The following is a 22801-nucleotide window of genomic DNA, read 5'->3' as shown; positions in this document are numbered from 1 at the left end:
ACGTCACGCCAACGAAACCGCCGAAGCACTCGCCCTGGGCCAGCGCTTCGGCACCGGTTTCACGCGCAACACGCCACCTCACCCGGCGCGCCGCCCAAGCTCGAATCCGGCACGAACCGGCGGCTGCGCGCACCACGATCGCGCACGCGCGGATACAAAAAAGCCCCGGCGCCTGAGCGGCCGGGGCCAACGGAACAACCACCACCTGAAACAACGGAGCGCGCAGCTGCTTATGCGACAGCAGCCAGCGCGGGCAAGCAGGTACGCAGGTATGCCTCGAATTCGCGGCTCACTTCCGGATGCTGGAGCGCGAGCTCGACGGTTGCCTTGAGATAGCCGATCTTGCTGCCGCAGTCGAAGCGCGTGCCGAAGTAGCGATACGCGAGCACCTGCTCGTTTGCGAGCAGCGACTGGACCGCATCGGTCAGCTGCAGCTCGCCGCCGGCGCCCGGCTTGAGCTTGCGCAGATGATCGAAGATCGTCGGCATGAACACGTAGCGGCCGACCACGCCGAGATTCGACGGCGCATCTTCGGGCGCCGGCTTCTCGATGATGCCCGACAGCTTGATGACGTCCTCTTCCCATTCGCGGCCTTCGACGACGCCGTACGAGCGGCTGTCCTCGCGCGCGATCGTCTCGACGCCGATCACCGAACTGTGATAGTGGTCGAACACGTCGACGAGCTGCTTGAGCACCGGCTGCTCGCCGTGCAGCAAGTCGTCGGCGAGGATCACCGCGAACGGCTCGCCGTGCACGAGCTTCTCCGCGCACAGCACCGCATGGCCGAGGCCGAGTGCTTCCGGCTGGCGCACGTAGAAGCAGTTGACGTTGCTCGGCTTGATGCCGCGCACGAGTTCCAGCAGCTTTTCCTTGCCGCGCGCCTCGAGTTCGGCCTCGATCTCGTACGACTTGTCGAAGTGATCCTCGATCGCGCGCTTGCTGCGCCCGGTGACGAAGATCATCTCGGTGATACCGGCGTTGATCGCTTCCTCGACCGCGTACTGAATCAGCGGCTTGTCGACGACGGGCAACATTTCCTTCGGGCTCGCCTTCGTTGCCGGGAGGAACCGCGTGCCGAGACCGGCAACGGGGAACACGGCCTTGGTGACTTTCAACATGTTCGCATCCTGATTGCGTTGACTGCGCCGCGTCGACCAGCGACCCGGCGCGATTGTGTTCCGAACGGCATATCGAGAATCGACGGTACTGCCAATTCCACTCCGCTCATTATCGATATGGACGATTGCCCAATGATTCCGAAAAAAATATAATCCCTTCCATTCGGTCGATATTGCCGGACCGAGTGCCGAGGCAGAAACAAATTACCGATTTTCCGGATACAAATCCTTACGATTCAAATTCCTCGATATAGGGCACGCCGCCCCGTTCGAGACCCGGGCGAATCGGTTCGTTCTTCAGCGCCTCGCGGTACGCCGACAGCACGGCCATGACCAGCAGTACTGCAGCGCTCGCGATCCAATGCATGTCCATCTTGCCGCTCCTTGCATCAATCAACTGGAGCTTCAAACTATCAGAAAAAAATCGGTAAATAATTGACGCGCCTGCGGAACCGCTTTCAGACCGGGATAAACCCATCATGTGGAATACTGTTATTTCCGGGCGAGATTTTTTTATTCATTGATCGAATTCTTGCGCATTACGATTGGATGAAACATCCCCTCCATCCGTCGCAAGGAATCGAATCGCATGCAAGCTTTCAGCGGATCGTCTCTGACCGCGCCGCCTGTCGCCGATCACAAGGAACACGTGATCGACGCGATGCGCGGCTTCGCGGCGCTGCTCGTCGCCTATTTCCACTGCCGGCAGGTCGTCTGGGTCGGCATGCAGAGCTTCCATCAGGCTTACGGTCATGCACTGAACCCGGGCGTGATCGCCGGCTACCTGACCTTCCCGTTCGCGTGGGGCTCGGCCGGCGTGCCGATCTTCTTCGTGATCAGCGGCTACTGCATCCACCGCAACGCGGCGCTCAAGCTCGCGGCCAATCCCGCGTACCGGCTCGATGCGCCGAACTTCTGGGTACGCCGGTTCGCGCGCATCTACCCGGTGCTGCTCGCCGCGCTGCTGTTCACGCTCGCGCTCGACTCGGTCAGCCTGCAGATCGAGCCCGTCAGCCACAAGATCCGCGACGTCGGCATCGTCGCGTTCCTCGTGAACCTGTTCTCGCTGCAAGGCATGGCCGGCTACACGTACGGGTCGAACGGCGCGCTGTGGACGCTGTCGCTCGAGGTGCAGTTCTACGCGATCTACCCGCTGCTGTTCGCGCTGCGCCGGCGCATCGGCATGCCGGCCGTCGTGGCCGCGATCGCGCTCGTCAACGTCGCGTCGGCGTGGCTGCTCGAGCGGCACGACCTGCAGTTCTTCACGTCGTACTGGCTGTCCTGGACGATCGGCGCGTGGATCGCCGACGTGCGTGCGCAGCAAGCGCGCGGCGCGGCCGCCACCGTGCCGTCGCGTGCGTGGTACGTCGCGGCCGCCGTGCTGCTGGCCGCCGGCTGCGGCGCGTTCCATTTCGGCCAGTACGGTGCATTCCAGCTGTGGTCGGCCGGCTTCGCGTGCTTCCTGTACCGTGCGCTCGCCCGCCCGCCGCGCCCGACGCCGCCGCTGCGCGTGCTGAGCTGGTTCGGCGACTTCAGCTACTCGCTGTACCTCGTCCACCTGCCGCTGTTCGTCTGCCTCGGCTCGGTGCTGTTCCACTCCGAACTGCAACTGTCGATCTGGCCGTCGTTCGCGTTCATGGCCGCCGCGATCCCGGTCGCGTACCTGTTCTACCGGATGTTCGAACGGCCGGCGATGATGTGGTCGGCCAGCTTCAAGCCGACGCGCCCGGCCCGCGTCGTCGCGCCGGCGCCCGAACGGGCCATCTGACGCGATCGGCAGGCTGTCGAAGCCCCCGTGCGGTGTTGGGCCGCGCGGGGGCTTTTTCATGGTCGGCACGCGGTTGCATGCCGGGTTGCGCGGGGTTGGGCAGCCCGCTGCCGTCCGACGGCGCTACGGCCCGCGTGGGCCGCCTCCGGCCTGTTTCCGCCACATGACTGCCCCGGCGCGGGTCGTCGCTTCAGGATCGTCATCGAAATGCGATCGGTCGATCCCGCACCGCACACCTCGCACCGCACACACCTCCCGCACCGCGCAAACCGCCTGCCCGCCATTCGCCCGACAAACCAGGCACCCTGAAAAGCAAAGCCCCCAAGCGGCGTAACGCCGCGTGGGGGCTCGTTTCCCGCCGGCGCACGCCGGCGACGGCTACTGCTTCTTCGACTTCGCAGCCTTCGCGGCCTTCGCCGTATCCGAGAGGATCTTCTCGACGCGCTCCACATAGGTCTCGGTGCCGAACCGTCGCACCGCCGTCGCGCGCCCGCTCGCGACGAGCCGCTCGCGCAGCGCACCGTCGCGCTTCAGCGTATCCAGCGCGTTGGCCAGCGCGGTCGCATCGCCCGGCTCGCAGAGCAGCCCGTTGTCGCCGTCCTCGATGATCTCGACGACGCCGCCCGCGCGAGCCGCGACGACCGGCCGGCGCGCGAGCATCCCTTCGACGATCACGCGCCCGAACGGCTCCGGCGTGATTGACGTATGCGCGACGACGTCGACCGCCGTCATGCAGGCGGCCACGTCGCGCTGGAACCCGAGAAAATGCACGCGATCGTCCATCCCGTGTCGCGCGACGTACTCGTGCAGCTGCGCCGCGTATTCGTCCTCGCCGAACAGCGGCGCGCCGACCAGCACCACGTGCATGTCGGGATGCCGCGCAGCCGCCTCCAGCAGCACGTGCTGCCCCTTCCAGCGTGCGAGACGGCTGAACGAACCGACGAGCCACGCGTGCTCGGGCAACCCGAGACGCGCGCGCAGCGCGGCCTGGCTGACGCCTTCCAGCGCATCGAACGGCTCGGCAGAAATGCCGTTGAACACGACGTCGACGTGCTGCGGCGTGAAGCCCGTCAGCGTACGGAACGCCTGCGCGGATGCGTCGGAGTTCGCGATCACGCGCGTGATACCAAACCGCGCGCAGTACTTGATCGCGAGCAACTGCTTGCTGCCGAAATGGTCGGTGCTGACGATGTCGCGCAGGTGCCAGACCACCGGCTTGCGTGCGATCCGCCCAGCCAGCGCCGCAACCACCATTGCGCGCTGCGTATTCGCGTAGATCACTTCGGCACGGCGTGCGCGGCGCGCGACATCGCGCACCAGCCGCACGAGCTGCTTCACCGCGCCGAGCGACACGCCGCCCTGCTTGCGCACCCCCGCCAGCGCGCCCTGGTCGACCACGTCGACTCGCGCGCCGATCTCGTCGAGCGCCGCGCGGAACGGGCCATCGTCGAACAGCAGCACGTCGGCGTTCGCGCGCATGTGCTTCATGATCTCGAGCAGCGACAGCTCGGCGCCGCCGAGCACGCCGCTCTGGTCGAGCACGAGCGTCGCGGGGCCGCGCGCGGCCGGCATCGGCGCGATCGCCGTGCCGCGCTGCGCGGTCGAGCCGGGCAGCGCCGCCTCGACATAATCGAGGAAGCGCCGCCGGAACGTATCGGCGGAAAACCGCTCCGCGTTCGTGCGGCAGGCAGTCGGCGTGAAGCGCTGCGGCGCGCGTTCGAAATCGTCGACGGCCGCGACGATCGCATGCGGCGTCTGTTCGTCGAAGAACAGCCCGGTCGGGTTCAGGTCCGATTGCGGGTCGAGCACGGTTTCGAGCGCACCGCCCTTGCCGTAGGCGATCACCGGCGTGCCGCAAGCCTGCGCCTCGACGACCGAGATCCCGAAATCCTCCTCGGCCGCGAACACGAACGCCTTCGCACGCCGCATCCGGTCGCGCAGCACCGCGAACGGCTGGTAGCCCATGATCTCGACGTTCGGGCCGGCCTTCGCGCGGATCTTCTGCATCTCGGGGCCGTCGCCGATCACGACGAGCTTGCGCTCCGGTGTGCGCGAGAAGGCCTCGACGATCAGGTCGATCTTCTTGTACGGCACCATCCGCGACGCGGTCAGGTAGAAATCGTCCTTCTCGGCGTTCAGCGAAAACGCGTCGACGTCGACCGGAGGGAAAATCACGGCCGCGTCGCGGTGGTAGACCTTCTTGATGCGCCGCGCGATGAACGCGGAGTTCGCGACGAAACCGTCCACCGCGTTCGCGGTGCGCGTGTCCCAGTTGCGGATGTAGTGCAGGATCATCCGCGCGAGCAGCGATTTCGGCCCGCGCGTGAGGTTCGACTGTTCCAGATACTGGTGCTGCAGATCCCACGCATAGCGGATCGGCGAATGCACATAGCTGATGTGCACCTGGTCCGGCCCCGTCAGCACGCCCTTCGCGACCGCGTGGCTGCTCGAGATCACGAGGTCGTACTCGGACACGTCGAGCTGCTCGATCGCGAGCGGCATCAGCGGCAGGTAGCTGCGGTACTTGGTGCGCGCGAACGGCAGCTTCTGGATGAACGACGTCGTCACCGGCTTGCCGCGCACGAACGCGCGGTCGTCGAGGAAATCGACGAGGCTGAACAGGTCGGCGTCGGGAAAGCACGCGACGATCTGCTCGAGCACGCGCTCGGCGCCGGCATAGGTGACGAGCCAGTCGTGGACGATCGCCACGCGCAGCGCGCGCGACGGCTGCCGCGCGCTGGCGCGCCCGGCCGGCACGGGCCGGCGCAGGGCGGCGACATCGCCGGCTTCGGCCACGGCGCCATCGGCCGTGGCGAGATTCAATACGGCGTGTTCCGCCAGATCGCGATTCATACGGTTTTCCTCGCATTGAGACGGACAAACAGGTCGCGCACGAGCGCGCGCAGCCCAGGCGTCATCGTGAGCGACCACGCGACGTTCAGTACGAGCACGATCGCGCACATGCCGATCGACTCGCCGAGCCCCGGCCATGCCTGCGCCAGGAACAGGCTCGCCAGCAGGAACGCGAGGTGCGCGAGCATGTCGAGCACGATCGCGCGCATCCGGATCGCCGACAGGTACAGCAGCACGCCGTAGTCGACGAACGCGCGCGCCGCGACGACCACCGCCGCGCCGACCAGTCCGAAGTGATGGATGCCGAACCACAGGCCGCCGACGAAGAACGGCATCTGGACGAGCCCGGCGAATGCCGCGCGCGCCGGATTGACCTGCGACTGGATCAGGATCCGCGTGACGCTCGCCTGGCCGACGAGCCACACGCTGATCACCAGCACGCGGCCGACCGGCGCCGAATGCGCGGCGAGATCCGAGCCGACCCACAGCGTGAGAAACGGCGCAAGCGCGAAGATCGCGACGATGCCGACCGGCGTGAACACGCCGTTCAGGAATTCGAGCGACTGGCGCGCGAGCGTGTCCGCATGATCGCGGCCCACCGCCGACAAGCGCGGGAACAGCGTGCGCACGAGCGCGTTCGGCAGCATGTTCAGGCGCGTGACGAGGTTCTGCGGCACCGTGTAGTAGGTGACGAACTTCGCCCCCATGCCGGCGCCGAGCATCACGCGGTCGAGCGTGTCGGCGATCATGCTCGTGGTGCTCGCGATCAGCATCCAGCCGCCGAAGTTGAACAGCCCTTTCGCGGTACCCCACTGCGGCGGATCGATGCGCCGGATCCCGAGCACCTTGATGCTGGCCTGGCCGAGCATCACCGCCGCGATCAGGCGCGCGACGACGGCCGCGGCAAGCACCGTCTGCAGGTTCGGCGCGATCCACCATGCGGCGGCGAGCGGCAGCAGCTGGAACAGGAACGTGCCGATCGTCTGGTTCGTGTTGAACACGCCGAACCGCTCGGCACCGTTGATCGCGCCGGCGAACACCCACGACACGTTCGCGAGCGGAATCGCGAGCGCGAGCCACGGCAGCGCGAGATACACCTCGTGCTGCATCGCGGCCGAGACCTTCGTGAAGTACGCGGTATAGATGAACGCGCCGAAATAGATCAGCAGCCCGCCCACGATGCCGGTGCCGAGGTTCAACCAGAACGCGCTCCAGAACACGCGTGCGCTTTCGTCGGCGTTGCCGCTCGCGAGCGCCTTCGAGATGTGGTTCTGCGCGGCCATGCTCATCCCGAGATCGAGGATCCCGAAATAGCCGATCAGCGTCCACACGAGGCTGACGACGCCATAGCGCTCGACGCCGAGCGCGTGGATATAAGCCGGCACCGTCACCAGCGACACGAAGGTCGGCAGGATCAGCCCGACGAAGTTGATCGATACGTTCTTGAGTATGCCTTTGTCCATGCTTATGCCTTGTGTGACGCCGTTCGTCACGGTTTCCAGCGATACATCAGCACCTTGCCGCGCGCGTCTTCCTCGACGAACACGAGGTATTCGCCGTTTTCGCGCCGGAACGCACTGATGCCGAACGGCACGTCGACCCAGCCGGATGCCTTGCCGACCTCGGCGCCCGGGCTCATCACGCCCACTTCCTTGCCGGTGTCCTTGTCGTACACGTGGATCTTGCCGACCGGCTCCACGGTGAAGATGTAGCGGCCCTCGACCGTGATCCCGATCAGGTCGAAGATCGGCTTCGCATCGAGCTTCCACGGCAGCGCCACCTGGTAGCGCACGACCGGCGAGCCCGTCGACCATTTGTCGAAGCGGATCAGCACGCGCCCCACTTCCTTGTTGATGCCCGGCTGGGGCGGCGCGTCGGCCGTGTAGCCGGTCACGTACAGCGTGTCGGTCTGCGGCTCGTAGATCGCGCGGCGCAGCTGCGTGAACGGCTGCGGCATCGGGTAGGTCGTGACCTTGTCGTACGAGTAGATCGGGTTGCCGGCCTTGTCGACGCCGCCGTACTGGAAGCGGTGGATGCCGCGCACGTCGCTCGTGCGCCAGATGTCGCCCTTCGTGTCGACCCACCAGCCCCAGCCGCCCGCCTTCGCCTTGCCGGTCGTGTTGATCTCGGCCTCGTCGGCATCGATCCGGCCGTTGCCGTTCGCGTCGCGCCACAGCCAGTCGCCGCCCGGCGGCTTGTTCGGCACCTTGTCGACCGGCCGCGCGCGGCCCGCGATCAGGCCCGACGGAATCGCGACCTCGCCGTCGCGCTTCGCGTCGAAGCGGTAGATCTTCAGGTGATCGGCGTACATGTCGGTCAGGTACAGGAACGTGCGGCCGTCCAGGCGACGCGCGATCGGCATGCCCGGCCACTGGTCGGTATGGAACACCGGGTCGTCCGGATACTTGAAGCGGTTCGACAGGAAGCCGACGTATTTCCAGTCCTGGCCCGGCGGCTTCGACAGGTCGAGCTCGAAGCGCTTGTTGCCCGTGTACACGCTGTTCGGCCGCGCGGGGTCGAGCCACGCGCCATCGACGAACAGCAGCCCCTGCACCTGCCAGCGCGGCTTGCCGTCCGGCGTGTAGCTTTCGAGCACCGCGCCGAGCCCGGCGCCGAGCGTGTCGTGGCGCGGCCCGATGCCGTTCATCGACACATAGATGTTGCCCGCGCGGTCGACGCCGACGCCCGTCAGCCCGTTGAAGCGCTGCGGCCCCGGCCGCCCCGGCACGGGGCCCGCGAAGATGCCGCCGCGCTCGCCGAAGGTGCCCGACTGCGCATAGCCCTTGCCGCCTTTCGAGAAAATCAGGATCTGCTGGCGCGGCCCGTTGTCCGCGACGAGCACGCGCCCTTTCGCGTCGACCGCCACATCCACCGCGTCGGTGCCTTCCGGCAGCGCGGGCGCGTCGTCGAGCTTGCGGCCGTCGGCACGCACGTGCACGAGATGCGCGGGCCCGCTCAGCGTATCGGTCAGCAGCCACAGCGTGCCGTCACCCGCGAGCGCGATGCGGCCCGGCTCGTGCGCGCTCCACGTTCCCTTCTGCTGCATCGTCTCGGCGTCGTAGACATCCACGACGTCGCGCGACGGATTCGTCGCGAACAGCGTCTTGTCGTCTGCCGCGAGGCCGCCCACTTCCGCCTTCGCCTCGCCCACTTCCGAGCGCGCGGGGGCCGGCACCTCGTTCATCATCATGAAGCTCGCGGCCATCCGCGCGCGGCCGGCATCGGCGCGCCCGCCCGGTGCGACCTGCGGCGATGCGCGAAACGGCGCGGGCTGCTTCATGTCGCCGATCGTGCGCCGCGAGATGCCGAACCACTGCTTGCCCTTGTCCGGCCAGATGCCGGGCGACTGCAGGTGACCGCGCTCGTTGCCGACGCCGATCGCGACATACGCGTACTTGCTGTTCACGGCGATCGCGTTGCCACCGAGATTGCCCCAACCGTGCGTGCCGCCGGCGAAGCCGAGCATCTTCCCGTCCTGGTAGACACTCGCCTCGGCCCCGCTCTCGTCCCACGGCGCGTTCGTATACACCTTGCCTTCAGGCGTCACCGCAATCGCGCGGATGTCGATCTGCGTCCAGCTGCCGTCTCCATAGCCGAACGTGTTGCCGATCCACGACGTCGTCGCGGGCAACACCGTTTCGGCCGGCGCGGCGCTCGTCAGCAGCGCCGCGCTTACCGTCATGCCTACCAGAATCAGACGTCGCAATGCGCTTCTCCAGACTTGATGCAACAGCGACCGGCGTCGCCGCGGACTGCCGCCGGCGCGCCCTGTCGCTTAATGGGTTTCAAACGTCGCGATGCAGGTTACAAGCAAAAATAATCACAAGAAATTTGGAAATATTTGGGGATGTTTCTGGCTGAAATATCGAACCGGAACAGGCAGAAAATCGCATCCGGAAACGGCAATAACGACCGCATTTCGCTCGCCATCACGTAGAAAATGCCGCTCCGCACCGCCTGTCAGGGCTGTCCGGGCGCCAACCTTTCATCTCGCGACCGGAATAATCGACATTTGAATGTTTTCCGTCAGATAAATGACGCGCGTTTTTTTGCCGATTTCTTTTCCCTAGAATCGATTTCGACTCGATATTTCATTTAATGGCATGCATTACGTTCACGCATCGGATGTGCGACACGCCGCGGCCCCCGCCGCGCGTCTCGAAGGAGCGGCGCGATGACAGGCATCTCGCGACCCGCTGACCTGACCCAGCCGCAACACGGCCGCATCGTGCAGCTCGACGGGCTGCGCGCGATCGCGGTGGGCGCCGTGTTCCTGCAGCACGCGCTCAAAGCGCCGCTGTGGATGGGCGTCGACCTGTTCTTCGTGCTGAGCGGGCTGCTGATCACCGGCATCCTGCTCGATCGCAAGGCGCGCGGGCAGTCGTACTTCAGCCACTTCTATGCGCGCCGCGTGCGCCGCATCCTGCCGCCGTACGTGCTGCTGCTGGTGGTGTCGACGATCCTGTTCGGCGCGAGCTGGCTGCCGCACTGGCCGTGGTTTGCGTTTTTCTCGACCAACATCGGGCTATCGCTCGGCAGCATCGGCCACGACAGCCTGAACGTGCTGTGGTCGCTCGCGGTCGAGGAGCAGTTTTATATCTTCTGGCCGTTCGTCGTGCTGTGGTGCTCGGAGCGTGCGCTGCTGTGGGTCGCCGCCGCGCTGGTCGTGGCAGCCCCCGTGCTGCGTGCGATCGCGACGCCGTGGTTCGACTCGTTCTGGCCGATCTACTACCTGACGCCGTTCCGGATGGATCTGCTCGCGGCCGGCGCGCTGCTCGCGATCGTGCTGCGCCGCGACCGGCGCGCGCTGGAGCCGTTCTACCCGCTCGCGATCGTCGGCGCGCTCGTGTCGCTCGCGATCCTCGGCTGGCTGCACCTGTCGTTCCCGCGCTTCCGCGCCGCCAACACGCCGCTGTCGAATGCGGCGCTCTACAGCATCTCGCTGCTGCTGTGCACGTCGATCGTCGTGATCGCGCTGCGCGGCCGCGGCCTCGTGCAACGCGTGCTGACCAACCCGATGCTCGTCTACGTCGGCACCGTCAGCTACACCGTGTACCTGATCCACTTGAGCGTGCTGTACGCGCTCTGGCCGCTGCACCTGAACCGCTTCGTCACGGCCGCGCTCGCGCTGGCGATCACGCTCGCTTACGCGACCCTGAGCTGGTACGGCTTCGAACGGCGCCTGACGCGCGGCCCCGCACGCCGCGCGCTTCCGGCTGCCGCCGGCACGACCGCCTGAATTTCACCATCCATCGTTTCTACCAGGACAACGCCATGAGCCAAACTCGTAAAAAGGCCATCATCACCGGGATTTCGGGGCAAGACGGTGCGTACCTGACCAAGCTGCTGCTCGACAAGGGCTACGAGGTCACCGGCACCTACCGCCGCACCAGCTCGGTGAATTTCTGGCGCATCGCCGAGCTCGGTGTCGACACGCACCCGAACCTCACGCTCGTCGAACACGACCTGACCGACGCCGGCTCGAGCCTGCGCCTGCTCGAACGCACGCAGGCCGACGAGTTGTACAACCTCGCCGCGCAAAGCTTCGTCGGCGTGTCGTTCGACCAGCCGGCGACGACCGCCGAAGTGACCGGCATCGGCCCGCTGAACCTGCTCGAGGCGATCCGTGTCGTGAGCCCGAAGACGCGCTTCTACCAGGCATCGACGTCGGAGATGTTCGGCAAGGTGCAGGCGATTCCGCAGACCGAAACGACCGCGTTCTATCCGCGCAGCCCGTACGGCGTCGCGAAGCTGTACGCGCACTGGATGACCGTGAACTACCGCGAGTCCTACGGCCTGTTCGGCAGCAGCGGCATCCTGTTCAACCATGAGTCGCCGCTGCGCGGCCGCGAGTTCGTCACGCGCAAGATCACCGACACGATCGCGAAGATCAAGCTGGGCAAGGCGACGCGCCTCGAGCTCGGCAACCTCGATGCGAAGCGCGACTGGGGCTTTGCACTCGAATACGTCGAAGGCATGTGGCGCATGCTGCAGGCCGACGAACCCGACACCTACGTGCTGGCGACCAACCGTACCGAGACCGTGCGCGACTTCGTGCGGATGGCGTTCGCGGCGGCCGGCTACCAGATCGAATGGACCGGCAAGGGCGAGCAGGAACGCGGCCTCGACGCGGCGACCGGCAACGTGCTCGTCCAGGTGAACCCGAAGTTCTACCGCCCTGCCGAGGTCGACCTGCTGATCGGCTGCGCGGACAAGGCTAAAGCCAAACTTGGCTGGGTACCGGAGACGACGCTCGAACAACTTTGCCAGATGATGGTCGAAGCGGATTTGACGCGGAATCAACACCATGACACGTTCTGAAACCGGCCGCCCGTCGCGCCGTGCGTTCGTCACGGGCCTGACGGGCTTCACGGGCCGCTACATGGCCGAACGCCTGCAGGCGGCCGGCTATGAAGTCTGGGGCACGGTCGCGCCCGGCGTGCCGCGCCCCGACGATCCGGCGTTCGCGCACTGCACGCTGCTGCCCGTCGACCTGCTGGACGCCGATGCCATGCGCGCAGCCGCGGCGGACGCACGACCCGATGCGGTCGTGCATCTCGCCGCGCGCGCCCATGTCGCACAGGATGAGCCGTCGCAAACCTACGCGGTCAACATCGTCGGCACGCGCAACCTGCTGGCCGCGCTCGCGGGCCTCGATCACCGCCCTGCGGCGGTGCTGCTGGCAAGCAGTGCGAACATCTACGGCAATTCGACGGCCGGTGTGCTCGACGAAACCGTCGCGCCGGCCCCGGCAAACGACTACGCGGTCAGCAAGCTCGCGATGGAATATGCGGCGAAGCTGTGGGCCGACCGGCTGCCGATCGTGATCGCGCGGCCGTTCAACTACACGGGTGTCGGCCAGAGCGACGCGTACCTGCTGCCGAAGCTCGTCGCGCACTACGCGCGCAACGCGCCGCGGATCTCGCTCGGCAACCTGGACGTGAGCCGCGATTTCTCCGACGTGCGCGACGTGACGGCCGCCTATCTGAAGCTGGTCGAAGCCGCGCCGGCCGGCGAGACGTTCAACGTGTGCTCGGAGCGCGCATATTCGCTGAAGGAAGTGCTGGCGATGCTGTCGCGCATCGCCGGTTACGTGATCGACGTGACGATCGATCCGCGTTTCGTGCGGCACAACGAGGTGAAGCGCCTCTCCGGGTCGCGCGACAAGCTGCGGCGCACGGTGGGCGAGCTGCCCGTCACGCCGCTCGACGAAACGCTGCGATGGATGGTCGATGCGATGCGCAACGACACGCACGCTGACTGACGTCGCACCGGCCACGCCGCGCGACTTCATCGACACGAAAAAGAAGGGCCGTTCGCGCAAGCGAACGGCCCTTCTTCCATCTTCACGTCAAATCACGTCACGACATGCGTGACATGCCGCGCTCAGCCTTCCAGCCCGCGCGCGAGGTCCTTGCGCAGGTCGCCCGCATCCTCCAGGCCGACCGACAAGCGGATCAGCCCTTCGGTGATCCCCGCCGCCGCGCGCGCTTCCGGCGTGATGCGGCCGTGCGTGGTGGTCGCCGGATGCGTAATGGTCGTACGCGTGTCGCCGAGGTTGCCGGTGATCGAGATCAGCTTCGTGTTGTCGATCACGCGCCATGCATTCGCGCGCTGCTGTTCGGGTGTATCGCCCTTCAGCTCGAACGACAGGATCGCCCCGCCCGCCTTCTGCTGACGCTTCGCGAGTTCGTGCTGCGGGTGCGATTCGAGCCCCGGATGAAACACGCGCGCGACGGCCGGATGCGAATCGAGCCAGCGCGCGATCTCCAGCGCGTTCGCCGATTGCTTCTCGACGCGCAACGACAGCGTCTCCATCCCCTTCAGCAGCACCCATGCGTTGAACGCCGACAGCGTCGGGCCCGCGCTGCGCACGAACGGGAACACCTTGCCCATGATGAATTCCTTCGAGCCGACCAGCGCGCCGCCGAGCACGCGGCCCTGGCCGTCGAGGAATTTCGTCGCCGAGTGCATCACGACATCCGCGCCGAGCTTCAGCGGCTGCTGCAGCACCGGGCTGCAGAAACAGTTGTCGACGACGAACAGCGCGTTCGCGGCCTTCGCGATCTTGCCGATCGCCTCGATGTCGGCGAGTTCGGTCAGCGGGTTCGACGGCGTCTCGAGGAAGAACATCTTCGTTTCCGGCCGCACGGCTTCCTGCCATGCGTTCAGGTCGGTCGGGTCGACGAAGGTCGTCGTGATCCCGAACTTGCTGAAGATCTGCGAGAACATCCCGAGCGTCGAGCCGAACAGGCTGCGCGAGCTGACGAGGTGGTCGCCGGCCTGCAGTGCGGACATCACGACCGACATGATCGCGGCCATCCCCGACGCCGTCGCGATGCATGCCTCGCCGCCCTCGAGCGCCGCGAGACGCTCCTGGAACATGGTGACGGTCGGGTTCGTGAAGCGCGAATAGGTGAAGTAGTCTTCCGAATTCGCGAAGCGCTCGGCCGCGTCGGCCGCGCTCTGGAAGCAAAAGCTCGACGTGAGGAACAGCGCTTCCGAGTGTTCGTTGAAGTCGCTGCGCAGCGTGCCTGCGCGCACGGCAAGCGTGTCGAAGTTGAGGGAGTCGTCCATGTTCCGTTTTCCGTATCCGATGGCCACGCGCGACGCGCAGGCCAGATCAAAACCAGGCCAAAAAAACAAAAAGCCCGCTATGCGTCTGCATCAGCGGGCTTAGGTGCGGTACGACAGCGATCGACTCGGGCCGGTTGCCACCGGCCTTCGCTTTAGCTGTTTTGGGAAGTCGCCCCGCGTCCGCAAGCTGATATCAAATCGACGCAAGGCCACATCCTATCACGCTTCTCCGCAAGCGTGCGCCGGTGTCACTCGACCGACAGCTGCAGGTTCATCTGCGAACGCTCGGTGTCGCCGGCCGTATCGCGATCGGCCTGCGACGCCGGCGCGAGACGCGCACGCTCGATCGCATCGAGATACTCGGGCGTCACGTCGCCGGTGATGTAGTTGCCGTCGAAGCACGATGCCTCGAAACCTTCGAGCTTCGGATTGATGTCGCGCACCGCGCGGCGCAGGTCGTCGACGTCCTGGTAGATCAGGTGGTCGGCGCCGATCATCTTCGCGACTTCTTCGTCGGTGCGGCCGTGTGCGACGAGCTCGCCGCGCGTCGGCATGTCGATGCCGTACACGTTCGGGAACTTCACGGGCGGCGCCGCCGACGCGAAGATCACCGACTTCGCGCCCGCATCGCGCGCCATCTGCACGATTTCATGCGAGGTCGTGCCGCGCACGATCGAATCGTCGACGATCAGCACGTTCTTGTCCTTGAACTCGATGCTCATCGCGTTGAGCTTCTGGCGCACCGACTTCTTGCGCACGGCCTGCCCCGGCATGATGAACGTACGGCCGACGTAGCGGTTCTTGAAGAAGCCCTCGCGATACTCGACACCGAGCTTCGCGGCGACCTGCATCGCGGCCGGGCGCGACGAATCGGGAATCGGCATCACGACGTCGATCGGCACGTTCGGCAGTTCGCGCTTGATCTTCTCGGCGAGATAGTCGCCCATGCGCAGGCGCACGTTGTAGACCGGCACGCCGTCGAGGCACGAATCCGGACGCGCGAGGTACACGTATTCGAACATGCACGGATTCAGCGTCGGCTGCTCCGCGCACTGCTGGCTGTGGAAGTTGCCGGCCGGATCGATGAAGATCGCTTCACCCGGCTGCACGTCGCGCACGAATTCGAAACCGATGCCTTCGACGGCCACCGACTCCGACGCGACCATCCACTCGGTGCCGTGTTCCGTTTCGAGCTTGCCGATGCACAGCGGGCGGATGCCGAACGGATCGCGGAACGCGAGCAGGCCGTAGCCGGCGATCAGCGACACGATCGCATACGAGCCCTGCAGGCGGCGATGCACGCCGGAGACCGCCTTGAACACCGAGGCCGGGTCGAGCTCGAGGCCCGTGGTCGACAGTTGCAGCTCGTGCGCGAACACGTTGAGCAGCACTTCGCTGTCGGAATTGGTGTTGATGTGCCGGCGATCGATCCGGAACATCTCGTCCTTCAGTTGCTGCCAGTTCGTCAGGTTGCCGTTGTGTGCAAGGATGATCCCGAACGGCGCGTTCACGTAGAACGGTTGCGCTTCGGCCTCGCTCGACGCCGAACCGGCCGTCGGGTAGCGCACCTGGCCGATGCCGTAGGTGCCGGGCAGGCTGCGCATGTTGCGCGTGCGGAACACGTCGCGCACCATGCCGTTCGCCTTGTACATGTGGAAATTGCTGCCGTCCACCGTCGCGATGCCCGCCGCATCCTGACCGCGATGCTGCAGGAGCAGCAGGCTGTCATAGATCAGCTGATTGACCGGGGATTGGGAGATAACGCCTACGATGCCGCACATGGCATGTCCTTCAGAATGACAAAATCGGTTCCGTCCTGCCCGGCCGCGTCGTCACACGCGTACGTACTGGGCCATGCCGTCGGGCAGGAGCTGCTTCAGCTCGTGCACGCCCTGTTCGGCGAAAGGACGCAATAGCGCATTGCGCCAGAAATCCTGTTTGGGCAGTTCGGTCAGCCCGGCCGCCGCGACCAGCAGCACCACCAGCACACAGCCGCGGACGAGCCCGAACATCATGCCCAGCGAGCGGTCGACGCCGCCCAGGCCACTCGCCTGCGCGATCCGCGACAGCAGCGCGTTGGCGACACCGGCGACCAGCACGACGCCGATCACGAGCAGCGCGAAAGCGATCACCCATTGCGTCAGCGCGCCGCCCGGCCAGTTCGCCGGAATGTACGGCACGACCAGCCCGACGTAGCGGCCCGCGATCACGATCGCCGCAATCCAGCCGATCAGCCCGAATATCTCCGACACGAAGCCGCGCCACGCACCGCGCAGCGCCGACAACACGATCACCGCCAATACAGCGTAGTCGAAAGCCGTCAGCATCGTGCGTTATTGCGTCAGACCGGCTTCGCGCACCTTCGCGATCGCGGCGGAGGCCGCCGAGCGATCCGCGAACGGGCCCGCACGCAACAGTGTAGCCGTGCTGCCATCCGACTGCTTGCGATGCTCGACATATGCGGGCACGCCCGCCGATTTCAACTTGGTGGCCCACGAACGGGCCGTCGCGTCGTCCTTGAACGAACCGAGCTGCACCGCGAAGCGCGCACCGGCCGGCGATGCCGGCGACGATGCGTCGCCGCTGTCCGGGCTCGCGGCGTCGGCATTCGCGACGGTCGCGGGCGCAGGCTTCGGCGCTGCCGGTTTCGTCACGGGGGCGGCCGGCTTCGGCGGCGTCACGCTCGCCGTGGCCGTCGTATCGGGTTTCGCGGCCGGCTTGGGTGCGGGCGCCGGCACCGGCGCCGGTGCGGCCACAACGGCCGTGTCGGAGGCCGGCGGTTCGTCATGCGCGACGCCTGCCTGCACGTCGGACGCATCGTCGTCACGCGGCGCGACCGCCTGGTGCGCGGGCCGGTTCGGGATGTCGATCGCGATATCGTCCGTGACCGGCTTCGGGTGCGAATCGAGCACCATCGGCAGCACGATCACGGCTGCCACGACGAGCGCGATCGCGCCGACGAGGCGACGGCGTGCGCGTTGCTTTTCTGGAAGGGTCGGATCGAGGAGCAGCGCGTCCGATTCCGGACGCTCGGTGCGGCGCGAGCGGCGCTCGACGCGTTCAGTGGTGCGCTCCGTGCGCACGTTCCGGGAGGTCCCGGTGCGACCGCCGCGCCGCGGGGGCGCGTCGTCGTCTTTTTTGCCGAAGGAGAAAATTCCCATGAATGGCTGAGTCCGAAACTGCCCGTCAGTCAGTGTTGCTGCGATTTACGGTAGGCCAGCACGCCGGCAACCGTATGGAAACTGCCGAAAACCACGATTCTATCATTCTCGGATGCTCTTTTTAGTGCATCGCGAAACGCTTCTGCAGGCGACGCGTAGCGCGTCACGCTGGAATCGGGCCCCTCCTCCACGCCGGCCTTGCGCAGCGCGGCTTCGAGCTGCTCCGCGGAGGCCGCGCGCGGCAGCGGCAGGTCGGTCACGCACCAGTGGTCGATCTCGCCTTTCAGGTGCTGCAGCACGCCGTCGATGTCCTTGTCGTGCATCGCGCCGAACACCGCATACGTGTACGGGAAAAAGCCCATGTTGCCGAGGTTCTGCTCGAGCACGGCCGACGCATGCGGGTTGTGCGCGACGTCAAGCACGATCGCCGGCTTGCCGGGCAGCACCTGGAAACGCCCCGGCAGCTCGACGTTGGCGAGCCCGAGCCGAATGTCCTGCGCGGACACCGGCAGCACCGGGCGCAGCGCCTCGAGCGCGGCGAGCGCGGCCGATGCATTGATCAGCTGATTCGCACCGCGCAGCGCCGGATACGCGAGCGCCGGATAGCGCTTCTCGCGGCCGAGGTAGCTCCACTGCTGGCGCTCCGAGCCGGCCTGCGCCTCGTAGCGGAAATCGCGGCCGACGAGCCACAGGTCGGCGCCGATCGCTTCGGCGTGGTCGATCAGCGTTTGCGGCGCGGCCGGATCGCCGCAGATCGCCGGCGTGCCCGCGCGGAAGATCCCGGCCTTCTCGAACGCGATCTTCTCGCGCGTGTCGCCGAGATATTCGGTGTGATCGATGTCGATGCTCGTGACGATCGCGCAATCGGTATCGATGATGTTGACCGCATCGAGCCGGCCGCCGAGGCCGACTTCGAGGATCACCGCGTCGAGCCCGCGCGACGCGAACAGGTGCAGGATCGCGAGCGTCGTGAATTCGAAATACGTGAGCGACACGGGCTCGGGCAACGACGTGCGCGCGGCTTCGACTGCCTCGAAGTGAGGCAGCAGTTCGGCGTCGGTGACGTTCTGCCCGTTCACGCGTGCGCGCTCGTTGAATTCGAGCAGGTGCGGCGACGTATGGCAGCCGACCTTGTAGCCCGCGCGCACGAGGATCGTCTCGAGGAACGCGCAGGTCGAGCCCTTGCCGTTCGTACCGCCGACGGTGATGACGGGGCAGGCGAATTCGAGCTGCAGCGCCGCCTTGACCTGCCCGATACGGGTCAGGCCCATGTCGATGCCGACCGGGTGCGCGCGTTCGAGGTGCGAAAGCCACGCGTCGAGAGTGGGAAAAATGCTCATCGGATCAAATCTGGATCGGTACCGCCACTACGCCAAAAAACGAAGCGCGCCGCCTGACGCTGAAGCCAGGCGACGCGCAGAGTTCACACCTTGCGCCGGTCAAGCCAGCGCGTCGGCCGGCTGTCGCTGCAGCAGCGCGAGCAGTTGCGCAATCTCGTCGCGCAGCTTGCGACGGTCGACGATCATGTCGATCGCGCCCGTCTTCAGCAGGAATTCGGCGCGCTGGAAGCCTTCCGGCAGCTTCTCGCGGACCGTCTGCTCGATCACCCGCGGGCCGGCGAAGCCGATCAGCGCCTTCGGCTCGGCGATCACGACGTCGCCGAGGAACGCAAAGCTCGCCGACACGCCGCCCATCGTCGGGTCGGTCAGCACCGAAATGAACGGCAGCTTCGCTTCGGACAGCTTGGTCAGCATCGCGGTGGTTTTCGCCATCTGCATCAGCGACAGCAGGCTTTCCTGCATCCGTGCGCCACCCGACGCCGTGAAGCAGATGAACGGCACGTGCTGTTCCAGCGCGTTCTGCGCGCCGCGCGCGAAGCGCTCGCCGACGACCGAACCCATCGAGCCGCCCATGAACGAGAACTCGAAGCAGGCCGCGACGACGGGCAGCGTGTGGATCGCCCCGCCCATCACGACCATCGCGTCGGTCTCGCCCGTCTCGTCCATCGCTTCCTTCAGACGATCGGGGTACTTGCGGCTGTCCTTGAACTTCAGCGTGTCGACCGGCACGATTTCCTGGCCGATTTCATAGCGGCCTTCCGGATCGAGCAGCCCGTCGAGGCGTTCACGCGCGCCGATGCGCATGTGGTGATCGCACTTCGGGCACACGTGCAGGTTCGCGTCCACGTCGTTGCGGTACAGCACGGCCTCGCAGGACGGGCACTTGACCCACAGGCCTTCCGGAATGCCCTTGCGGCTTTTCGGGTCGGTCTGCTTGATCTTCGGCGGCAACAGTTTGTCGAGCCAGCTCATCGTATGGTTTCCTGTTCCGTGGCGGGACGGGCCGCTTGGCCCGCCCGCTTCCTGTGTTGTGTTTATCGCGCCGTCTTGCCCGCGCCGTCCAGGGCGGCACGCAGCTCGGCGATGAAAGCCTTCAGCGTGGCGGCGGCAGCATCCGGCGCAGCGCTTTCGAGCAGCTGCACGAGGCGGCTGCCGATCACGACGGCGTCCGACACTTCGGCCACCGCGCGCGCCGTTTCAGCGTCGCGGATACCGAAGCCGACGCCCACCGGAACCGGCACGCGCGACTTGATGGCCGGGATTTTACCCGCAATGCTCGAAACATCCAGATTTCCCGCGCCGGTCACGCCCTTGAGCGACACGTAATACACGTAGCCGCTCGCGATCTTGCCGACGTCGGCGATGCGTTCGTCGGTCGACGTGGGCGCGAGCAGGAAGATCGGATCGATCTGCGCGGCGCGCATCTTTTCGGCGAATACGCCCGCCTCTTCCGGCGGATAGTCGACCACCAGCACGCCGTCGACACCGGCCGCGTGCGCCTCGGCCGCGAACGCGTCGACGCCCATCCGTTCGATCGGGTTCGCATAGCCCATCAGCACGACGGGGGTTTTGGGGTCGGTTTCGCGAAAGCGCTTCACGTCGGCGAGCACGCTCTTCAACGTGACGCCGCGCGCGAGCGCGCGTTCCGACGAGCGCTGGATCACGGGGCCGTCGGCCATCGGGTCCGAGAACGGCACGCCGAGTTCGATCACGTCCGCGCCGCCTGCGGCGAGCGCGTGCATGAATTCGACGGTTTTCGCGGGATCGGGGTCGCCGGCCGTGATGAACGGGATCAGGCCCTTACGGCCTTGTTCGGCGAGTGCGGCGAAGGTTTGCTGAATACGGGACATGGCAATTTTCCTCAATGCTTCGGCGACGCGGCTGCGCGATTCACGCGCACGCCGGCGCAGCGAGCGCGTTCACGCGCTCGTGCGCGATCGCACAATAGCTTTCGTTGATCTCGTAGCCGACGAAGTCGCGCCCCTGCCGTGCGCAGGCCACCGCGGTCGTGCCGCTGCCCATGAACGGATCGAGCACGCGGCCGCCCGGCGGGCAGCTTGCGAGCACCATCCGCTCGATGATTTCCAGCGGCTTCTGGGTCGGATGATCGACGCGCTCCGCGTGCTGCCGGTGCAGGCGCGAGACCGACCAGACGTCCTTCGGGTTGTAGCCCATCTCCAGCCACTTGCTGCCCTCGAACAGCTTGCGCGAGCGGGCCTTCTTCGTATCGGCGTCGTACGGGATGCGGACCGGATCGAGATCGAAGTAATACGCCTTGGAAACCGCGAAAAAGCCGATGTTGTCGTGCACCGACGTGAAACGGCGCGTCGTGCCGCCCATGCTCGGCACGCGCCGGTCCCAGATGATCTCGTTGACCATCGTGAGCTGCGTCTTCAGGAAGCTGAAGATTTCCGGCGCGTACTGCCACGTGCAGAAGATGTACATCGACCCGCTCGGCTTCAGCTTCGGAATCGCGAGCTCGAGCCACTCGCGCGTCCACGCGAGGAAATCGTCGCCCGAACGCTTGTCCGAGTCGTTGCCGTAGTCCTTGCCGAGCCCGTACGGCGGATCGGCGACGATCAGGTCGATCGACGCATCCGGCAGGTGCACGGCATCGGTCAGGAAATCGCGGTTATGCAGTTCGATACCGGACGGCAGCGCGCGCGGCACCGCGGCGGCGGGCTGAACCGCCTCCGCCTCGCTCGCGGCACCGCCGCCCGGCTCTTCGATCAGATCACGCATCGGTCGGGGTCAGAGGTCGATGCCCGATCGCTCGGCGACCGTGTGCATGTCCTTGTCGCCGCGGCCCGACAGGTTGACGAGCAGGATCTTGTCCTTCGGCAACGTCGGCGCGAGCTTCACGCCGTACGCGATCGCGTGGCTCGACTCGAGCGCGGGAATGATCCCCTCGATCCGGCAGCAATCGTGGAAGGCCTTCAGCGCCTCGTCGTCGGTGATCGGCACGTACTGCGCGCGGCCGCTGTCCTTCAGCCAGGCGTGTTCGGGGCCGACGCCCGGATAGTCGAGGCCGGCCGATACCGAATGCGTCTCGATGATCTGGCCGTTGTCGTCCTGCAGCAGGTACGTGCGGTTGCCGTGCAGCACGCCCGGGCTGCCGGCGATCAGCGATGCCGCGTGATGGCCGGTGTCGAGGCCGTCGCCGGCCGCTTCGACGCCGATCAGCTGCACCGATTTATCGTCGATGTACGGATAGAAGATACCCATCGCGTTCGAACCGCCGCCGACGCAGGCGATCACCGCGTCGGGCTGGCGGCCCGCGAGTTCGGGCATCTGCACCTTGCACTCGTCGCCGATCACGCGCTGGAAGTCGCGCACCATCATCGGGTACGGGTGCGGACCCGCGACCGTGCCGATGATGTAGAACGTGCTCTCGATGTTCGTGACCCAGTCGCGCATCGCTTCGTTCAGCGCGTCCTTCAGCGTGCGCGAGCCCGATTCGACCGGCACGACCGTCGCGCCGAGCAGCTTCATCCGGTACACGTTCGCGGCCTGCCGGCGCACATCCTCGGCGCCCATGTAGACGATGCACTCCATCCCGAAGCGCGCGCAGATCGTCGCGGTCGCCACGCCGTGCTGGCCGGCGCCGGTTTCCGCGATCACGCGCTTCTTGCCCATGCGCTTCGCGAGCAGCGCCTGGCCGATCACGTTGTTGATCTTGTGCGCGCCCGTGTGGTTCAGGTCCTCGCGCTTCAGGTAGATCTGCGCGCCGCCGAGCATCTCGCTCCAGCGCTGCGCGTGGTAGATCGGCGACGGACGGCCGACGAAATACTTCAGTTCGCGCTCGTATTCGGCGACGAAATCGGGATCGGTCCGGAATTTTTCATACGCCGCGCGCAGTTCGTCCAGCGCGTGAATCAGCGTCTCGGCGACGAACACGCCGCCATACGGGCCGAAGTGGCCGCGATCATCAGGAAGGTTGTACATGGTGTCTCTCTCGATCGGTCGGTGCGCCCCGCTTTCGGG

18 protein-coding genes are annotated in these 22801 nt (G+C 66.3%); 4 read left to right on the top strand and 14 right to left on the bottom strand.

Annotated features, from left to right (window positions below):
• Nucleotides 1–230: 230 nt before the first annotated feature.
• Together galU and U5809_RS26835 are read right to left on the bottom strand one after the other, a co-directional pair.
• Nucleotides 231–1118 carry a UTP--glucose-1-phosphate uridylyltransferase GalU gene (gene galU, locus U5809_RS26840; RefSeq protein ID WP_034185830.1) on the bottom strand — a complete coding sequence of 296 codons (888 nt, stop codon included), beginning with the start codon at nucleotides 1116–1118 and terminating at the stop codon, nucleotides 231–233.
• 229 nt (nucleotides 1119–1347) lie between these two features.
• The gene (locus U5809_RS26835) at nucleotides 1348–1491 is read right to left on the bottom strand and encodes a hypothetical protein (protein WP_006479318.1); all 144 of its coding nucleotides are present in this window, start codon (nucleotides 1489–1491) and stop codon (nucleotides 1348–1350) included.
• Between the two features lie 216 nt (nucleotides 1492–1707).
• Between U5809_RS26835 and U5809_RS26830 the strand changes: the two genes are divergently transcribed.
• The gene (locus U5809_RS26830) at nucleotides 1708–2886 is read left to right on the top strand and encodes an acyltransferase (RefSeq protein ID WP_322088725.1); all 1179 of its coding nucleotides are present in this window, start codon (nucleotides 1708–1710) and stop codon (nucleotides 2884–2886) included.
• 378 nt (nucleotides 2887–3264) lie between these two features.
• Here U5809_RS26830 and U5809_RS26825 read toward each other — a convergent pair whose 3' ends face one another.
• Genes U5809_RS26825 through U5809_RS26815 form a run of 3 tightly spaced genes read right to left on the bottom strand, consistent with a single transcriptional unit; the run spans nucleotide 3265 to nucleotide 9421 of the window.
• A complete protein-coding gene (locus tag U5809_RS26825; RefSeq protein ID WP_322088724.1) occupies nucleotides 3265–5739 on the bottom strand; it encodes a glycosyltransferase family 4 protein in 2475 nt (824 codons plus the stop codon).
• A complete protein-coding gene (locus U5809_RS26820; protein WP_282510808.1) occupies nucleotides 5736–7202 on the bottom strand; it encodes a flippase in 1467 nt (488 codons plus the stop codon). Before U5809_RS26820 ends, U5809_RS26825 begins: the two co-directional genes overlap by 4 nt.
• Nucleotides 7203–7228: 26 nt before the next feature.
• The gene (locus tag U5809_RS26815) at nucleotides 7229–9421 is read right to left on the bottom strand and encodes a hypothetical protein (protein WP_322088743.1); all 2193 of its coding nucleotides are present in this window, start codon (nucleotides 9419–9421) and stop codon (nucleotides 7229–7231) included.
• A gap of 492 nt (nucleotides 9422–9913) precedes the next feature.
• On the opposite strand from U5809_RS26815, the gene U5809_RS26810 reads away from it, so the two are divergent.
• Genes U5809_RS26810 through U5809_RS26800 form a run of 3 tightly spaced genes read left to right on the top strand, consistent with a single transcriptional unit; the run spans nucleotide 9914 to nucleotide 13003 of the window.
• A complete protein-coding gene (locus U5809_RS26810) occupies nucleotides 9914–10978 on the top strand; it encodes an acyltransferase (RefSeq protein ID WP_322088723.1) in 1065 nt (354 codons plus the stop codon).
• Between the two features lie 35 nt (nucleotides 10979–11013).
• Nucleotides 11014–12060 carry a GDP-mannose 4,6-dehydratase gene (gene gmd / locus U5809_RS26805; RefSeq protein ID WP_282510812.1) on the top strand — a complete coding sequence of 349 codons (1047 nt, stop codon included), beginning with the start codon at nucleotides 11014–11016 and terminating at the stop codon, nucleotides 12058–12060.
• A complete protein-coding gene (locus tag U5809_RS26800) occupies nucleotides 12047–13003 on the top strand; it encodes an NAD-dependent epimerase/dehydratase family protein (RefSeq protein WP_322088722.1) in 957 nt (318 codons plus the stop codon). Before gmd ends, U5809_RS26800 begins: the two co-directional genes overlap by 14 nt.
• Before the next feature lie 122 nt (nucleotides 13004–13125).
• Here the strand turns inward: U5809_RS26800 and U5809_RS26795 are convergent, their stop codons facing one another.
• The 9 genes from U5809_RS26795 to trpB form a co-directional block, all read right to left on the bottom strand.
• Nucleotides 13126–14316, bottom strand: a complete 1191-nt coding sequence (locus U5809_RS26795) for an O-succinylhomoserine sulfhydrylase (RefSeq protein WP_176045913.1) — start codon at nucleotides 14314–14316, stop codon at nucleotides 13126–13128.
• A gap of 248 nt (nucleotides 14317–14564) precedes the next feature.
• On the bottom strand, nucleotides 14565–16097 hold the full coding sequence (gene purF / locus U5809_RS26790; protein ID WP_322088721.1) for an amidophosphoribosyltransferase: 1533 nt from the start codon (nucleotides 16095–16097) through the stop codon (nucleotides 14565–14567).
• Between the two features lie 51 nt (nucleotides 16098–16148).
• Nucleotides 16149–16643 carry a CvpA family protein gene (locus tag U5809_RS26785; protein WP_027782633.1) on the bottom strand — a complete coding sequence of 165 codons (495 nt, stop codon included), beginning with the start codon at nucleotides 16641–16643 and terminating at the stop codon, nucleotides 16149–16151.
• A 6-nt stretch (nucleotides 16644–16649) separates the two neighbouring features.
• Nucleotides 16650–17477, bottom strand: a complete 828-nt coding sequence (locus U5809_RS26780) for an SPOR domain-containing protein (protein WP_282510818.1) — start codon at nucleotides 17475–17477, stop codon at nucleotides 16650–16652.
• A 29-nt stretch (nucleotides 17478–17506) separates the two neighbouring features.
• Complete coding sequence (folC, locus tag U5809_RS26775) at nucleotides 17507–18817, bottom strand: bifunctional tetrahydrofolate synthase/dihydrofolate synthase (RefSeq protein WP_322088720.1); 1311 nt, start codon at nucleotides 18815–18817, stop codon at nucleotides 17507–17509.
• A gap of 99 nt (nucleotides 18818–18916) precedes the next feature.
• Entirely contained in the window at nucleotides 18917–19789 is an 873-nt protein-coding gene (gene accD / locus U5809_RS26770; RefSeq protein ID WP_322088719.1) for an acetyl-CoA carboxylase, carboxyltransferase subunit beta, read from the bottom strand.
• 62 nt (nucleotides 19790–19851) lie between these two features.
• Entirely contained in the window at nucleotides 19852–20667 is an 816-nt protein-coding gene (trpA, locus tag U5809_RS26765) for a tryptophan synthase subunit alpha (RefSeq protein ID WP_322088718.1), read from the bottom strand.
• 40 nt (nucleotides 20668–20707) lie between these two features.
• Nucleotides 20708–21559, bottom strand: a complete 852-nt coding sequence (locus tag U5809_RS26760; RefSeq protein ID WP_282510826.1) for a DNA-methyltransferase — start codon at nucleotides 21557–21559, stop codon at nucleotides 20708–20710.
• A gap of 9 nt (nucleotides 21560–21568) precedes the next feature.
• Entirely contained in the window at nucleotides 21569–22762 is a 1194-nt protein-coding gene (trpB, locus tag U5809_RS26755) for a tryptophan synthase subunit beta (RefSeq protein WP_282510829.1), read from the bottom strand.
• Nucleotides 22763–22801 lie beyond the last annotated feature (39 nt).

The organism is Burkholderia sp. BCC1999, from assembly GCF_905339975.1.
Lineage (GTDB): Bacteria > Pseudomonadota > Gammaproteobacteria > Burkholderiales > Burkholderiaceae > Burkholderia.
This window is presented reverse-complemented; position numbering and strand designations above follow the sequence as displayed.

Bases quoted from the DNA above. Each gene is read 5' to 3' on its own strand.
- galU (WP_034185830.1), bottom strand. From the start codon at position 1,118: ATGTTGAAAGTCACCAAGGCCGTGTTCCCCGTTGCCGGTCTCGGCACG.
- U5809_RS26835 (WP_006479318.1), bottom strand. From the start codon at position 1,491: ATGGACATGCATTGGATCGCGAGCGCTGCAGTACTGCTGGTCATGGCC.
- U5809_RS26830 (WP_322088725.1), top strand. From the start codon at position 1,708: ATGCAAGCTTTCAGCGGATCGTCTCTGACCGCGCCGCCTGTCGCCGAT.
- U5809_RS26825 (WP_322088724.1), bottom strand. From the start codon at position 5,739: ATGAATCGCGATCTGGCGGAACACGCCGTATTGAATCTCGCCACGGCC.
- U5809_RS26820 (WP_282510808.1), bottom strand. From the start codon at position 7,202: ATGGACAAAGGCATACTCAAGAACGTATCGATCAACTTCGTCGGGCTG.
- U5809_RS26815 (WP_322088743.1), bottom strand. From the start codon at position 9,421: ATGACGGTAAGCGCGGCGCTGCTGACGAGCGCCGCGCCGGCCGAAACG.
- U5809_RS26810 (WP_322088723.1), top strand. From the start codon at position 9,914: ATGACAGGCATCTCGCGACCCGCTGACCTGACCCAGCCGCAACACGGC.
- gmd (WP_282510812.1), top strand. From the start codon at position 11,014: ATGAGCCAAACTCGTAAAAAGGCCATCATCACCGGGATTTCGGGGCAA.
- U5809_RS26800 (WP_322088722.1), top strand. From the start codon at position 12,047: ATGACACGTTCTGAAACCGGCCGCCCGTCGCGCCGTGCGTTCGTCACG.
- U5809_RS26795 (WP_176045913.1), bottom strand. From the start codon at position 14,316: ATGGACGACTCCCTCAACTTCGACACGCTTGCCGTGCGCGCAGGCACG.
- purF (WP_322088721.1), bottom strand. From the start codon at position 16,097: ATGTGCGGCATCGTAGGCGTTATCTCCCAATCCCCGGTCAATCAGCTG.
- U5809_RS26785 (WP_027782633.1), bottom strand. From the start codon at position 16,643: ATGCTGACGGCTTTCGACTACGCTGTATTGGCGGTGATCGTGTTGTCG.
- U5809_RS26780 (WP_282510818.1), bottom strand. From the start codon at position 17,477: ATGGGAATTTTCTCCTTCGGCAAAAAAGACGACGACGCGCCCCCGCGG.
- folC (WP_322088720.1), bottom strand. From the start codon at position 18,817: ATGAGCATTTTTCCCACTCTCGACGCGTGGCTTTCGCACCTCGAACGC.
- accD (WP_322088719.1), bottom strand. From the start codon at position 19,789: ATGAGCTGGCTCGACAAACTGTTGCCGCCGAAGATCAAGCAGACCGAC.
- trpA (WP_322088718.1), bottom strand. From the start codon at position 20,667: ATGTCCCGTATTCAGCAAACCTTCGCCGCACTCGCCGAACAAGGCCGT.
- U5809_RS26760 (WP_282510826.1), bottom strand. From the start codon at position 21,559: ATGCGTGATCTGATCGAAGAGCCGGGCGGCGGTGCCGCGAGCGAGGCG.
- trpB (WP_282510829.1), bottom strand. From the start codon at position 22,762: ATGTACAACCTTCCTGATGATCGCGGCCACTTCGGCCCGTATGGCGGC.